Origin of the sequence: Streptomyces sp. NPDC001980, from assembly GCF_040296885.1 — a bacterium.
Classification (GTDB): Bacteria; Actinomycetota; Actinomycetes; order Streptomycetales; family Streptomycetaceae; genus Streptomyces.
In genome coordinates this window covers 55,873-70,390 of record NZ_JBEOYD010000050.1, presented here as the reverse complement: position 1 = coordinate 70,390, position 14,518 = coordinate 55,873, and the positions used below count along the sequence as shown (strand labels likewise).

Genomic DNA, 14,518 nt, shown 5'->3' with positions numbered 1-14,518 from the left:
GGCGCGTACTGCGGGCGTCCAGGTCACGCGGGTCGGGCAGGCCCGGCTTGGCCCGTCGACGGAACGTTCCGTCGACGGGCGCCGTCCACACACGGATACCCTTGACATGTGACCGACGCCCAAGACACCGCAGCAGACAGTTCACTGCGCACCACCGGGGGCACTCCTCCGGACGAGGCCGGATCTTCTGTGACGGGGGCGCCGATCCCTCTGCTGGAGCCCCGTGAGGGCATTCCGCCGGTGGTCGTGGACGAGGCCGTGCTGGCCGGGGTGATCGCCGCCTTCGCCGCCGGCTCCGGGCCCGTCGCCGTCGACGCCGAGCGCGCCTCCGGTTACCGCTACGGTCAGCGCGCCTACCTCGTCCAGCTGCGCCGCGAGGGCGCCGGGACCGCACTGATCGATCCCGTCGCCTGCCCCGACCTGTCCGGCCTCGGCGAGGCGCTGGCCGGCGTCGAGTGGGTCCTGCACGCGGCCACCCAGGACCTGCCCTGCCTGCGCGAGATAGGCATGACGCCCAGCAGCCTCTTCGACACCGAGCTGGCCGGGCGGCTCGCCGGGTTCCCCCGGGTCGGGCTGGGCGCGATGGTCGAGGGCGTCCTCGGGTTCGTGCTCGAAAAGGGCCACTCCGCCGTCGACTGGTCGACCCGGCCGCTGCCCGATCCCTGGCTGCGGTACGCGGCGCTGGACGTCGAGCTGCTCGTCGACCTGCGGGACGCCCTGGAGAAGGAGCTGGACCGGCAGGGGAAGCTGGAGTGGGCGCGGCAGGAGTTCGACGCGATCGCGGCCGCGCCGCCGGCCGAGCCGCGCAAGGACCCCTGGCGCCGCACGTCGGGGATGCACAAGGTGCGCCGGCGCCGACAGCTCGGGGTGGTGCGGGAACTGTGGGAGACCCGGGACCGGATCGCGCAGAAGCGGGACGTGTCGCCGGGCAAGGTGCTCAGTGACGCGGCGATCGTGGAGGCGGCGCTGGCGTTGCCGCCGAATGTGCACGCCCTCGCGGGACTGAACGGCTACGGCCACCGGATGGGGCGGCGGCAGCTGGAGCAGTGGCAGGCGGCGGTGGACCGCGCCAAGGCGCTGCCTGACACCGCGCTGCCGCAGCCGGGACAGCCCGTGACGGGGCCGCCGCCGCCCCGGGCGTGGGCCGACAAGGACCCCGCCGCCGCAGCGCGCCTGTCGGCTGCCCGGGCCGCGGTCTCGGCGCTGGCCGAGGAGCTCACGATGCCGCAGGAGAACCTCATCGCGCCGGACACCGTGCGCAGGCTCTGCTGGGAGCCGCCGCAGGTGGTCGACGCGGAGACCGTGGGGGCCGCGCTGGTGGGGTACGGCGCACGGCCCTGGCAGGTGGAGCAGGTGACACCGGTGCTGGTGACGGCGCTGTCCGCCTAGGCGGACAGCCGGCACAGGGCGTCGGCGGCCGTTGCGCCTCGCCCACTCACTCCGGGACTCCTTCGCCCTCCGGGCCTCCTTCGGCCGGTTCGCCCTGCGACGGTTCCGGTTCGGCCGGGTCGGTCCGGTCGGCCGGGCCTTCCAGGAACGCGGTGTAGAGGTGTCGGCCGCGGTCCACGGAGAAGTCGATCTCGGGCAGGAGGTCCGGAACCGCGATCGCGGTCACCAGGTTGCGGTACATGCGAGAAATCCGCGCCTCGACATTCCGCATGTGCCGGTCGAGGGTGTTCGACATGAGCACCACTCCGGCCCAGTTCCCCGCGATTTGGTGGGCCTGCTGCTCGGCATCGACGAATTTCTTCAGCTCGCCGCGTCGCCGCGCTTCGGCGAGCTGTCCCGTATTGAAAGCGATCCAGTCGGGCCACGGCGTTCCGTAGGTATCCGGCGCATTACTGTGGAACGACAGCTTCAAAGCGGCCTGAAGTGCATTCTCGTGGGAGATCCGGTAGGCCAGGATCATTCCGATGTCGACCACTTCCTGGAGCATGATCCGCTGTTCCCGCAGGCCGTCCATGGTCAGTGCGTTGTGCATGATGGCCGTCGCCACTTCGATCTTTCCGCCCGGGAAATGCCGGTAGAAGGCCCCCTTGCTGGTCCGTGCGGCAGTGATGAGGTCACCGACCGACGTTCCTTCGTAGCCGTCCATCACGAAAAGCGCGCCGGCGGTGTCGAGGATTCGCCGCCTGGTGTCGATGGCGCGCTGTTGCTGACGTCGCGGCCTGCGCGGGTTGCTCATTCGATCTCGCCTTCGAGGCCCATTAACGGGTTCATGACCGAACGGGCTTTGTCCGGGACAGCTGCGTACGCATTTCGGAACACCCCTTCACGTACGCGCTGATCAGCGTCCAGATACTACCCCGGAGGTCGGAGCGGGCGAGGGGCTTGCGGAACTGGGGAAAGACGGTTCCGCGACCCGTCGCGGAGCGGTGGACACCGCCCGTGGCCGCCGCTTGCTTGACGTCACCAGGCCCGGGTTCCAGACTGGGGAAGCCAGAACAGACCGAGTGGTCCCTTCTAGCCGAGAGATCCTCACGACAATATGGACATTACTCCTCTTTGGGAGATGCTCCTTGGCTGCCGTGAGTACTCAGCCGGCCACGCGGTCCGGACAACTGCCTCTCACATCCGGTAAGTTTCCCGGTAGTTCGAGTAACCGGCGCAACGTTCCGCCGGGACAAGGGGGAAGCGGCACAGAAGAGACCACTTGGTCCAAACAGGCCCGGTGCCACAGGGCCGGGGCAGTCGGCCGGACGCCATACGGCAGTGCCCTTTCAGACACTTTCACCGGCCGAGCGGCGAGCCGAACCGTGGCCCCGCCCCCGCCCACACCCGCTCGGGAGTCCGCCGCCATGACCACCGCCCCCGCCTCCTCCGCCACCGCGGCCGTGCCACGGGCCGATCCCGCCGCCGGCACCGCGGCGGTGGTCGCCCCGTACGAGGAGGGCGGGGAACCGTATCAGCGGGCCTTCGCGCGGAACGGCTGGCGGACCGTGGCCGTCCTTCCGGAGCACCGGCTGCGCCCGCCGGCGTACCGGAACGCGACGCCGCCCGCCGGGTACGAAAACACCGTCGTGCACCGGGGGCTGCGGCAGACGGTCAAGGCGCTGCGGGCGTTGGGGGTGTCGGCCGTGGTCGCCGGCGGGGCCGGGGGCATCGAACTGGCCGAGCGGATCGCCTGGCAGCTCGGTCTTCCCGGGGCCGATCCGGCGTCCTCGCCGCTGAGGTACGACCGCGGCGCGCAGGCGGCCCGGCTGGCCCGGCTGGGGATCCCGGCACCGCGGGGCATCCGTACCGCGCGTCCGGCCGACGCCGTGGCCTGGGCACGGTCGTACCCCGCGGCCGGCTACCTGCTCGCCCCGGCGGTCGCCGGCATCCCGGTCGACGCGGTGGAATGTGCGGACGAAGGCCAGATCAACACGGCCTGGCCGGCCCTGTGGCACGCGGCCGCCCGGCACTCCGGCAGCCCGCACCTGGTGCTGACCGAGCTGCCCGGCCGCCGCCGGTACACGGTCGACACCGTCACCCGCCCCGGCCCGGACGGACGGCCCGAGCACGTCGTCACCGGCCTGCGGGCGGACGTCCCCGCCGGACCGCGCACGCCGGACAGCCCGCCGGCACAGACCCTCGCGCGCTACACGATCCGGGTGCTCGACGCGCTCGGCGTGGTGTGCGGTCCGGCCGGCGTCCGCCTCGCGTACGGCGACGACGACCCGGCCGGTCGCGGACCGCTGCTGATCTGCGCACTCGCGGCGCCCGTCATGGCACGGGCCGACGAGGCACCGCGTCCGGCGACCGGCCGGCACCGGTCCGTCGGCGTGCCGGACCTCCGCCCCCCTCCCACCATCCCCTTCTTCCGGGACCGTTCATGACCCGGCGGCCGTCCGTACGCGTACCCCACCACCCGAGAGGAGCCCCTGTGCTCACGTCACCCGCACCCCGGTCCCGCCCCGCCCGCACCCGGCGGCTGCTGGCGGGCAACACCCGCATCTTCGAGCTGGGCACGCCGCGGAGCGAGGGGTCTCCGCAGCATCCATGCCGCCCCGGTGTTGCGCGCCGTACGGGTCTGCGGGTCCGATGCGGCTGGTCGCGCCCACGCGGCGGAGCCGCATGTCAAGTACAGCCCCGCGCCCCTGTCGGGGCGCTGCAGTGGAGGCACCCCGGCATGTGACCTTCGCCGCTCCACCCTCCAGGACTGGGCAGTCACGTTACTCATAAGTAGCATGGGCCCTGAGCGCGCGCTCAGCGCATCGCAGCAGTGCCATCCCGCACCCTGGAGGAGAGCCAATCGTGCCTCGTACCGTCAGGGATGTCGTCTTCGTCGACGGCGTCCGTACCCCGTTCGGCAAGGCGGGCCCGAAGGGCATCTACCACGAGACCCGTGCCGACGACCTCGTCGTGAAGGCGATCCGGGAGCTGCTGCGCCGCAACCCCGGGCTGGACACCAAGAAGATCGACGAGGTCGCCGTCGCCGCGACCACGCAGATCGGTGACCAGGGTCTGACCATCGGCCGTACCGCGGGCATTCTCGCGGGCCTGCCGACCTCCGTGCCCGGCTACTCCATCGACCGCATGTGCGCCGGCGCCCTGACCGCCGTCACCACGGTCGCCGGTTCCGTCGCCTTCGGCGCGTACGACGTCGCCATCGCCGGCGGCGTCGAGCACATGGGCCGGCACCCGATGGGCGAGGGCGTGGACCCGAACCCGCGGTTCGTCAGCGAGAAGCTGGTCGACGAGTCGGCACTGTTCATGGGCATGACCGCGGAGAACCTGCACGACCGGTACCCGACGATCACCAAGCTGCGCGCGGACGAGTACGCGGTGCGCTCGCAGGAGAAGGCCGCCAAGGCGTACGCCAACGGCAAGATCCAGGCCGACCTGGTGCCGATCTCGGTGCGCCGGACGAACCCGGAGGGTGGTGAGACCGGCTGGGGTCTCGTCACCGCCGACGAGCCGATGCGGCCCGGGACCACCCTGGAGAACCTGTCGGGTCTGAAGACCCCGTTCCGCGTGCACGGGCGGGTCACCGCCGGCAACGCGGCCGGTCTGAACGACGGTGCGACCGCCTCGATCATCGCCTCCGAGGACTTCGCCCGCGAGAACAACCTGCCGGTGAAGATGCGGCTCGTGTCGTACGCCTTCGCGGGTGTCGAGCCGGAGGTCATGGGCTACGGCCCGATCCCGGCCACGGAGAAGGCGCTCGCCCAGGCGGGGCTCGGCATCTCCGACATCGGTCTCTTCGAGATCAACGAGGCCTTCGCCGTCCAGGTGCTGGCCTTCCTGGAGCACTACGGCATCGCGGACGACGACGAGCGCGTCAACCAGTACGGCGGCGCCATCGCCTTCGGTCACCCGCTGGCCTCCTCCGGCGTGCGTCTGATGACGCAGCTGGCCCGCCAGTTCGAGGAGCACCCGAACGTCCGCTACGGCCTGAACACCATGTGCGTCGGCTTCGGCATGGGCGCGACGGTCATCTGGGAGAACCCGCACTTCGAGGGGGACAAGTGAGCACCACCGCCGAGCTTCTGAAGCAGGCCTCGGACCTGTTCCCCGACGAGGTCGTCACGTCGGCGCACGTACGCCACTTCGACCTGCCGTCCGGGGCCGGCCGCTTCGCGCTGATCACCCTGGACAACGGCCTGGACCACACCAAGCCGACCACCTTCGGCCCGGCCTCGCTGGCGAACCTCAACACCGCTATCGACCAGGTGGAGAAGGAGGCCGCCGAGGGCACGGTCGTCGGCGTCGGCATCACCGGCAAGCCGTTCATCTTCGCGGTCGGCGCCGACCTCAAGGGCGTCGAGCTCCTCAAGGAGCACGAGCACGCGCTGGCCATCGGCAAGGGCGGCCACGAGGTCTTCAAGCGCCTCGCGGGCCTCGCCGTGCCGACCTTCGCGTACTACAACGGTGCCGCCATGGGCGGTGGCGTCGAGGTCGGTCTGCACTGCACGTACCGGACCGTCTCCAAGGCCATCCCGGCGTTCTCGCTGCCCGAGGTCTTCCTCGGTCTGGTCCCGGGCTGGGGCGGCTGCGCGCTGCTGCCGAACCTTGTCGGCGCCGACAAGGCCGTCTCGGTCATCATCGAGAACAGCCTCAACCAGAACAAGCAGCTCAAGGGGCAGCAGGTCTTCGACCTGGGCATCGCCGACGCCCTCTTCGAGGGTGCCGACTTCCTTGAGCAGTCGCTGATCTGGACCGCCCAGGTGCTGAAGGGCGACATCGAGGTCGAGCGCCCGGTGATCGACCGCGGCGAGGCCTGGGACCAGGCCGTCGCGCGCGGCCGTTTCATCGCCGACAGCAAGGTGCACGGTGCGGCCCCGGCCGCCTACCGCGCCCTGGACATCATCGCCGCCGCCAAGAACGGCGACCTCCAGCAGGGTTACGACGCCGAGGACCTGGCCCTCGCCGACCTGATCATGGGCGGTGAACTGCGCGCCGGCATCTACGCGTTCAACCTGGTGCAGAAGCGCGGCAAGCGCCCGGCGGGTGCGCCGGACAAGAACCTGGCGCGTCCGGTCACCAAGGTGGGCGTCGTGGGCGCGGGCCTCATGGCCTCGCAGCTCGCCCTGCTCTTCCTGCGTCGCCTGGAGGTGCCGGTCGTGCTGACCGACATCGACCAGGAGCGCGTCGACAAGGGTGTGGGCTACGTCCACGCCGAGATCGAGAAGCTGCTCGGCAAGGGCCGCATCAACCAGGACAAGGCCAACCGCCTCAAGGCCCTGGTGACGGGTGTCCTGGACAAGGCCGAGGGCTTCTCCGACGCGGACTTCATCATCGAGGCGGTCTTCGAGGAGATCGGCGTCAAGCAGCAGGTGTTCGCGGAGGTCGAGGCGGTCGCCCCGGCGCACGCGATCCTCGCCACCAACACCTCCTCGCTGTCGGTGACGGAGATGGCGTCGAAGCTCAAGAACCCCGAGCGGGTCGTGGGCTTCCACTTCTTCAACCCGGTCGCGATCCTGCCGCTCCTGGAGATCGTCCGCGGCGAGCAGACCGACGACGCCTCGCTGGCCACCGCGTTCGCCGTCGCCAAGAAGCTGAAGAAGACCGCGGTTCTCGTGAAGGACGCCCCGGCGTTCGTCGTGAACCGCATCCTCACCCGCTTCATGGGCGAGATCCAGAACGTCATCGACGAGGGCACCCCGGTCGAGGTCGCCGAGAAGGCGGTCGAGCCGCTGGGTCTGCCGATGTCCCCGCTGGTGCTCCTGGAGCTGGTCGGTCCCGCCATCGGCCTGCACGTCTCGGAGACCCTCAACCGGGCCTTCCCGGACCGCTTCACGGTCTCCCCGAACCTCGCGGCCGTCGTCAAGGCCGGCAAGCGCGGCTTCTACGTGTACGACAGCGGGAAGCCGGAGCTGGACCCCGAGGTCGCCGCGCTGCTGAAACAGGGTGACGTCGTCCTCAGCGAGGAGCAGGTCCGCGACCGCGTCCTGGACGCCGTCGCCCAGGAGATCGGGCTCATGCTCGACGAGGGTGTCGTCGCCGAGGCGCAGGACATCGACCTCTGCCTGATCACGGGCGCCGGCTGGCCCTTCCACCTGGGCGGCATCACGCCGTACCTGGACCGCGAGGGCGTCTCGGAGCGCGTGAACGGCAAGAAGTTCCTGGCCCCGGGCGTGGCTTCGGTCCCCGCGTAACGGCCACAGCAGTGGGAAAGGGGCCCTCCGCACCGCGCGGAGGGCCCCTTTTCACGTGCGGTGCGGAGGTCAGACCTCGCGCCAGGCCTCAAGGGCCAGGCCGGGCTCGTCCTTGCGGCGGGTGAGCAGGAGCCGGCCGGTGGACGGGGACAGGCTCGCCGCGGTCACCCGGCCCGCCGCGTCCGTGGTCAGGGCGACCCGGGCGTCGGCCGGGAGCTGCGGTCCCGACTCGGTCCACCAGGCGCCGGCCTGCTCGTCCTGGGTCGGATACGCGGCGAAGGCCACCCGGCCGCTCGCCGAGCGCTGGGCGAGCAGGGTGCAGTCGTACCCGTCGAGTTCACAGCGGACCGCGGCGACCGGGCCGGGCCCGGCGGAGGGCAGCAGGGCGTACGGCTTGCCGCCCGGACGCCAGGCGCACAGGTCGCCGGACTCGTCGGTGTAGTAGAGGGTCGTGCTCTCGGCCGAGGTGGCGAGGGCGGTGAGGGTGCCCGGCCGGACCGGGGCCTCCAGCGCCTCGAGGAGCACGGGCGGCTTCCCGGCTTGCTCCTGACGCCAGTGCACGAGTCCGCCGGGCACGGCCGCGTACACCTCGACCCGCCCCGACTCACCGGTCACCGCCGCGAGTCCGTCCTCGACCAGCCGGCCCTTCAGGTCCCGCCACGGCTCCCAGCCGCCCTTCGCCTTCTGGGCGACCATGCTCAGCCCGCGCCCCCGGTTACGGACGAAGACATGGGCGCGGCCCGCCGCGTCCACCGCGACGGCCGGGGCTCCGGTGACATCGCCCTTCTTGCCCGGGTGACCGATCGGCTGCCAGTCCAGGGGGGCCAGATGCGGCCGGTAGTGGGTGGAGTGGACGAGCCCCGACTCGCCCTTCACGGTGGGCCGCCAGGCGACCAGATGGGCGTACCCGTCGACGCCCTGGCCCACCGTGAAGCCCGGGTGCAGCCGCTGGTCGCCGCCCATTGTCCGGGGAGCGCCCCAGGGCGCGCGCGGTCCGCGCTCCGCCCGGCACAGCACGGCTTCGCCCGACGGCAGATAGACACTGAGCCGGCCGTCACGGCCGCGGAGGAGCCAGTCGCCGTTCACCGCTTCACTCTAAGCGGGGCCGTTCGGAGCAGTGGGGCGGCCCCGGGCGTGCGAGGCTTGGGGCATGGAAGACGAAGCTCCCCTGCTGGTGATCGTCGACGGCGCGAACGTCGTCGGGTCGCGGCCGGACGGCTGGTGGCGGGACCGCAAGGGAGCCGCCGAACGGCTGCGCGACCGGCTCGCCGAGCAGGGGCTGCCCGGCCGCCCGACGCCGGTGGAGCTGGTGCTCGTCGTCGAGGGTGCGGCCCGCGGGGTGACGTCGGTGCCCGGGGTACGGGTGGAGTCGGCACCCGGCAGCGGCGACGACCGGATCGTGGAGCTGGCCGCCGAGGACCCCGGCCGGCCCCGGCTCGTCGTCACCGCCGACCGTGAACTGCGGAGCCGGGTGACCGAGTTGGGCGCCGAGGTGATCGGGCCGAGCGCCCTGCTGCACTGAACTACTCCCCCGGCACCCTGACGTACAGCACCGCCCCGTCCACCTCGCCCGCCTGCTCGTAGCCCGCCGCGAGCAGTCTGCGCAGGCTCGGGACGCGGTCGGGGCCGTACGGCTTGCCGCGGGAGTCGTCGATCACCAGGGCCGGTGCCCGGTCGGCCAGTTCCGCGCGGAAGACGGGCCAGGTGCCCGCGACGGCGTACTTCTCGCCGACCTGCGGGCCGTCCCGGCCGCCGCTGAAGTTGGTGAGGAGGCCGGCGGTGAGGTAGCGGGTGGCGGGGGTGCGGTCGGCGAGCCAGTACGTCTCCGGGTGTATGCCCCAGACCAGGACCCGGTCGCCGGGCGCGGTACGGCGGTCGAGGGTGAGCGCCAGCCGCTGCGCGTGCGCGAGTTCGGGGCGGGGGGCCAGGACGCCCCAGGTCAGGAAGAGGGCGCAGGCGCAGGCCGAGGCGAGGACGGCGGCCGAGGTCCGTTCCCGCGGCAGGATCTGCAGCGCGGCCGTGGCCAACAGGGCGAGCGGTGGGGTGAGTTGCAGGAAGTAGTGGCCGAAGAAGTGGAAGCCGAGGGTGACGGCGGCCGCCGACGCGGCCAGCCACAGCCACAGGTCGGCGGCGCCCGTGCGGGCGATGCGCAGGGCCCGCGCGATGGGCGGGAGCAGGCCGGCCGAGGCCGCGCCGAGGATCGCGCTGTTGGTCAACGCCCGCGCCAGGACGTGGAGTTCGGATCCGGTGAAGGAGGCGTAGGCGCCGGACCCGGTGACCGTCCAGAAGGCGAAGCCGGCCGGGTCGGTGGCCAGGGCAGCGCCCAGCACGGGCAGGGCCGCGCCGGCCGCCAGCCGGAGCAGGCCCGCACGCGGGCCGCCGTACCGGTTGAGGAGGTAGAGCACCGGCACCAGAACGGCCCCGCCGGTCTGCTTGGTGAGGAAGGCGCAGGCGACGGCGGCCCCGGCCGCTCCCCAGCGGCGGCGGTCGGCGCACCACATCGCGGCGGCCGTGCAGGGCAGCATGAACACCTCGAAGGTGGCCGCCTGCGCGTCCTCGGGGTTGAGCCCGACCGAGACCAGCAGGTACAGCGCCCCGGCGGTACGGCCCGAGCGGTCGCCCCAGCGTCGCCGGGCGATCGACGCGAGCAGGGTGGCGGTGGCCAGCTGGGCCAGTACGGCGAGGACCCGGACCGGGGTGAGCGACCCGGACCCGAAGACCGCGAAGGTCCCCTCGTACAGCCACGGCAGCAGCGGCGGCTTGCGGTCCACGACGGTCTCGTACAGCTGTCCGCCGCGCGCCAGTATGCGTGCCTGTACGGCGAGATAGCCCTCGTCGGGGTTCCACAGCGGCCGGAGGAAGGACGGCACCCGGGTCACGCAGGCCAGCACGGCGAGCAGGGGCAGCAGCCGCGTCCAGTACCCCTTCCCTGCGACTACGGACCGTGGCGGGGCGAGGGGCGCGAGAAGCATGGGGAGCACGCTATCCGGCCCCGCAGTCCCACCCGGACGGGACATACGGGGCCGGAGTGGCGAGACTGCCGGTCACGGAGCGTCGGCGGGTGCCCGCTCGGCCTGGGCGAGGCGGCTGTGGGAGCGGCCGTAGAGGAAGTAGACGACGAAGCCGATGACCATCCAGATGGCGAACCGCAGCCAGGTCTCCGCGGGCAGGTTGAGCATCAGCCACAGCGAGGCCAGCACGGACACGATCGGCAGCACCGGCACCCAGGGAGTGCGGAAGGACCGCTCCAGGTCGGGCCGGCTGTTGCGCAGGATGATCACGCTGATCGCGACGATGATGAAGGCGAAGAGCGTGCCGATGTTCACCAGTTCGGCGAGTTCGCTGAGACTGGTGAAGCCGGCGACGATCGCGATGACGACGCCCAGCAGGATGGTCGGCCGGTACGGGGTGCGGAACCTCGGGTGGGTGTGCGAGAAGAAACGGGGCAGCAGGCCGTCCCGGCTCATCGCGAAGAACACCCGGGACTGGCCGAGCAGCAGGATCATGCACACGGTGGTCAGGCCCACGGCGGCGCCGAAGCTGATCAGGCCGGCGAACCAGGGGTGCCCGGTGGCCTTGAAGGCGTCGGCGAGCGGGGCGTCCACGGACAGCTCGCTGTACTTCTGCATGCCGGTCACCACGATGGCCACGGCCACGTACAGCAAGGTGCAGATGATCAGGGAGCCGATGATGCCGCGCGGCACGTCCCGCTGGGGGTTGCGGGTCTCCTCTGCGGCGGTGGCGACGACGTCGAAGCCGATGAAGGCGAAGAAGACGACGGAGGCGGCGGTGAAGATGCCCATCACGCCGAAGTTGGAGGGCGCCCACCCGAACATCAGCTGGATCAGCGGGGCCTTGAGGTTGCCGCCGGCCGGTACGGGCTCCTTGTGCGGAATGAAGGGGCTGTAGTTGCCGCTGTGGATGAAGAAGGCGCCGGCGATGATGACGACCAGGACGACGGCGACCTTGATGGCGACGACGACCGAGGTGACCCGGGCGGAGAGCTTCATGCCGACGACGAGGATCGCGGTGAGGACGAGGACCAGGGCGGCGGCGAGGATGTCGAAGCCGAAGCCGTGGGCGCCGTCGCGGCCGCTGAGGTACTCGGGCAGGTGCCAGCCGGCGTTGTCGAGCAGCGAGTGGATGTACCCCGACCAGCCGACGGCGACCACCGCCGTGCCCAGCGCCAGCTCCAGCACCAGGTCCCAGCCGATGATCCACGCGGGGAACTCGCCGAGCGAGGCGTACGAGAAGGTGTACGCCGAACCGGCGACCGGGACGGTGGAGGCGAACTCGGCGTAGCAGAGCGCGGCGAGGCCGCAGACGACGCCGGCCACGACGAAGGACAGGGCCACGGCGGGCCCTGCGGTGTTCTTGGCGGCCGTGCCGGTCAGGACGAAGATGCCGGTGCCGATGATGACACCCACGCCGAAGACCGTGAGGTCCAGGGCCGACAGGGACTTCCTGAGCGCGTGCTCCGGTTCCTCGGTGTCCTTGATGGACTGTTCGACGTTCTTGGTCCTGAAGAGGGTACTGCCCACGTGCCTACCTCCCACGTTTGTCGTCCTCGACATGATCGAGAGGGCCGGGGGGTGCGTATGCCCCGGCAAGGGCAGGTTCACGCAGATGGGTCGGTCTCGCCACCGGAGAGGTGAGCGAGGCCGACCCATTGGGGTGGTTTGGGTTTCGTCGGGGGCTACCGGCCCGGTGGGGGCTGGTCGCGCAGTTCCTCCCCCAGCCTTCGGCCGGGGGACCCCCAGCGCCCCTGAAGGGGCGTCTCAGCCAGGGCGTTTCAATCCCTGGCGGACTCCACCGAGTCGACCTCCGTCGTCGTACCGTCCAGCTTCGCGACCAAACCGGTGACCTGGCGGGCGATGTCCGGGGCCGTCAGGCCGATCTCCGCCATCACCTCGGCCCTCGACGCGTGGTCGAGGAAGCGGGGCGGGATGCCGAAGTCTCGGAGGGGGACGTCGACGCCCGCGTCGCGCAGGGCCTGGGCGACGGCGGAGCCCACGCCGCCGACGCGGATGTTGTCCTCGACCGTGACGACGACCCGGTGGCGCTCGGCCAGCGGGGCCATGGCCTCGTCGACCGGCTTGACCCAGCGCGGGTCGACGACGGTCGTCGAGATGCCCTGCTTGTCGAGGAGGCCGGCGATCTCCAGGCACATGGGGGCGAGGGCGCCCACGGAGACCAGGAGCACGTCCGGGGTGTCGGTACCGGGCTCGCGCAGGACGTCCATGCCGCCGACCCTGCCGACGGCGGCCACGGCGGGGCCGACCGCGCCCTTCGAGAAGCGGACCACCGTCGGGGCGTCGTCGACCTCGACGGCCTCGCGGAGCTGGGCGCGGACCTGGTCGGCGTCGCGCGGGGCGGCGAGCCTGAGGCCGGGGACGACCTGGAGGATCGACATGTCCCACATGCCGTTGTGGGAGGCGCCGTCGGTGCCGGTGACGCCCGCCCGGTCCAGGACGAAGGTCACCCCGCACTTGTGCAGGGCCACGTCCATCAGCACCTGGTCGAAGGCGCGGTTGAGGAAGGTGGCGTACACGGCGAAGACAGGGTGCAGGCCGGCCGTGGCGAGGCCCGCCGCGGAGACGGCGCCGTGCTGCTCGGCGATGCCGACGTCGTAGATGCGGTCCGGGAAGGTGTCCGCGAACTTCTTCAGGCCGACCGGCTGGAGCATGGCCGCCGTGATGGCGACGATGTCCTCGCGCTCCTTGCCGAGCTCGACCATCTCGTCGCCGAAGACCGAGGTCCAGTCGGCGCCGGAGGCCTTGACCGGCAGGCCGGTGTCGGGGTGGATGGGGCCGATGCCGTGGAAGCGGTCGGCCTCGTCCTGGAGGGCGGGCTGGTAGCCGCGGCCCTTCTCGGTGAGGCAGTGCACGATCACCGGGCCGCCGAACCGTTTGGCCCGGGCCAGCGCCGACTCCAGGGCCTCCATGTCGTGGCCGTCGATCGGGCCGACGTACTTCAGGCCCAGGTCCTCGAACATGCCCTGCGGGGCGATGAAGTCCTTCAGCCCCTTCTTGGCGCCGTGCAGCGTGTCGTAGAGCGGCCGGCCGACGACCGGGGTGCGCTCCAGCAGGTCCTTGCCGCGGGCCAGGAACCGCTCGTACCCGTCCGTCGTACGCAGGGTCGCCAGGTGATTGGCGAGGCCGCCGATGGTCGGGGCGTACGAGCGCTCGTTGTCGTTGACGACGATGACGAGCGGGCGGTCCTTGGCGTCGGCGATGTTGTTCAGCGCCTCCCAGGCCATGCCGCCGGTCAGGGCGCCGTCACCGATCACGGCGACGACGTGGCTGTCGCGTTCGAGCAGCTGGTTGCCCTTGGCGATGCCGTCGGCCCAGCCGAGCACGGTGGAGGCGTGGCTGTTCTCGATGACGTCGTGCTCGGACTCGGCCTGCGAGGGGTAGCCGGACAGGCCGCCCTTCTGCTTCAGCTTCGAGAAGTCCTGCCGGCCGGTCAGCAGCTTGTGCACGTAGGACTGGTGGCCGGTGTCCCACAGCACCTTGTCCTTCGGGGAGTCGAAGACGCGGTGCAGGGCGATGGTGAGCTCGACCACGCCCAGGTTGGGACCGAGGTGTCCGCCGGTCTTGGAGACCGCTTCCACGAGGAAGCTCCGGATCTCCTCTGCCAGCTGGACCAGCTCCTCGGGGCTGAGCCGGTCCAGATCGCGCGGTCCCCTGATACGGGTCAGCAGCGGCACCCGTGCCTCCTTGCAGTAGAGCTGATCGAGCTGTTGCCGGGCTCGTCGAGTCTAATGTTCCGCCCGGGCGGAACGACTCCGGCCCTTGGGTCATGGGTCACGCGATCGGCTGTACCCATGATGAGCCCCACCTATGACACGACTGTGCCCGGTGCCTTTTCAGACACCGGGCACTTGACTTACCTGGGGGCGCGGGGAACTGCGCGATCAACCACGACGGCGGTGAAGC

The 14,518-nt window shown here is 71.4% G+C and carries 10 protein-coding genes; 5 read left to right on the top strand and 5 right to left on the bottom strand.

Features of this window, described 5'->3' with window-relative positions; all coding sequences use genetic code 11:
- The first annotated feature begins 108 nt into the window (after positions 1-108).
- A complete protein-coding gene (locus ABT137_RS44205) occupies positions 109-1,389 on the top strand; it encodes an HRDC domain-containing protein (RefSeq protein ID WP_351718140.1) in 1,281 nt (426 codons plus the stop codon).
- 46 nt (positions 1,390-1,435) lie between these two features.
- Here ABT137_RS44205 and ABT137_RS44200 read toward each other — a convergent pair whose 3' ends face one another.
- Positions 1,436-2,185 carry a TetR family transcriptional regulator gene (locus ABT137_RS44200; RefSeq protein WP_351718139.1) on the bottom strand — a complete coding sequence of 250 codons (750 nt, stop codon included), beginning with the start codon at positions 2,183-2,185 and terminating at the stop codon, positions 1,436-1,438.
- A 613-nt stretch (positions 2,186-2,798) separates the two neighbouring features.
- On the opposite strand from ABT137_RS44200, the gene ABT137_RS44195 reads away from it, so the two are divergent.
- From ABT137_RS44195 to ABT137_RS44185, 3 genes are all read left to right on the top strand, one after another.
- Entirely contained in the window at positions 2,799-3,818 is a 1,020-nt protein-coding gene (locus tag ABT137_RS44195) for a hypothetical protein (protein WP_351718138.1), read from the top strand.
- Between the two features lie 418 nt (positions 3,819-4,236).
- Positions 4,237-5,454, top strand: a complete 1,218-nt coding sequence (locus ABT137_RS44190; RefSeq protein ID WP_351718136.1) for a thiolase family protein — start codon at positions 4,237-4,239, stop codon at positions 5,452-5,454.
- Positions 5,451-7,580: a 3-hydroxyacyl-CoA dehydrogenase NAD-binding domain-containing protein gene (locus ABT137_RS44185; RefSeq protein WP_351718134.1), complete on the top strand. Its 2,130-nt coding sequence runs from the start codon at positions 5,451-5,453 to the stop codon at positions 7,578-7,580. The genes ABT137_RS44190 and ABT137_RS44185 overlap by 4 nt, the downstream gene beginning before the upstream one ends.
- 69 nt (positions 7,581-7,649) lie before the next feature.
- On the opposite strand, the gene ABT137_RS44180 is transcribed toward ABT137_RS44185, so the two are convergent.
- Positions 7,650-8,666 (bottom strand): DUF8189 domain-containing protein, encoded by a 1,017-nt coding sequence (locus ABT137_RS44180; RefSeq protein WP_351718132.1) that lies wholly within the window; start codon positions 8,664-8,666, stop codon positions 7,650-7,652.
- Positions 8,667-8,730: 64 nt separating this feature from the next.
- Here ABT137_RS44180 and ABT137_RS44175 point away from each other — a divergent pair, with 64 nt between their 5' ends.
- Complete coding sequence (locus tag ABT137_RS44175; RefSeq protein ID WP_351718130.1) at positions 8,731-9,102, top strand: PIN domain-containing protein; 372 nt, start codon at positions 8,731-8,733, stop codon at positions 9,100-9,102.
- Between the two features lies 1 nt (position 9,103).
- Here ABT137_RS44175 and ABT137_RS44170 read toward each other — a convergent pair whose 3' ends face one another.
- The 3 genes from ABT137_RS44170 to dxs form a co-directional block, all read right to left on the bottom strand.
- Positions 9,104-10,552, bottom strand: a complete 1,449-nt coding sequence (locus tag ABT137_RS44170; RefSeq protein ID WP_351718128.1) for an ArnT family glycosyltransferase — start codon at positions 10,550-10,552, stop codon at positions 9,104-9,106.
- 72 nt (positions 10,553-10,624) lie between these two features.
- Positions 10,625-12,121 carry an amino acid permease gene (locus ABT137_RS44165; protein WP_351718126.1) on the bottom strand — a complete coding sequence of 499 codons (1,497 nt, stop codon included), beginning with the start codon at positions 12,119-12,121 and terminating at the stop codon, positions 10,625-10,627.
- Between the two features lie 251 nt (positions 12,122-12,372).
- The gene (dxs, locus tag ABT137_RS44160) at positions 12,373-14,289 is read right to left on the bottom strand and encodes a 1-deoxy-D-xylulose-5-phosphate synthase (protein ID WP_351718124.1); all 1,917 of its coding nucleotides are present in this window, start codon (positions 14,287-14,289) and stop codon (positions 12,373-12,375) included.
- Positions 14,290-14,518: the final 229 nt, after the last annotated feature.

Excerpts from the sequence above, each read along its gene's own strand:
- ABT137_RS44200 (WP_351718139.1), bottom strand. The coding sequence starts at position 2,185 with ATGAGCAACCCGCGCAGGCCGCGACGTCAGCAACAGCGCGCCATCGAC.
- ABT137_RS44195 (WP_351718138.1), top strand. The coding sequence starts at position 2,799 with ATGACCACCGCCCCCGCCTCCTCCGCCACCGCGGCCGTGCCACGGGCC.
- ABT137_RS44175 (WP_351718130.1), top strand. The coding sequence starts at position 8,731 with ATGGAAGACGAAGCTCCCCTGCTGGTGATCGTCGACGGCGCGAACGTC.
- ABT137_RS44170 (WP_351718128.1), bottom strand. The coding sequence starts at position 10,552 with ATGCTTCTCGCGCCCCTCGCCCCGCCACGGTCCGTAGTCGCAGGGAAG.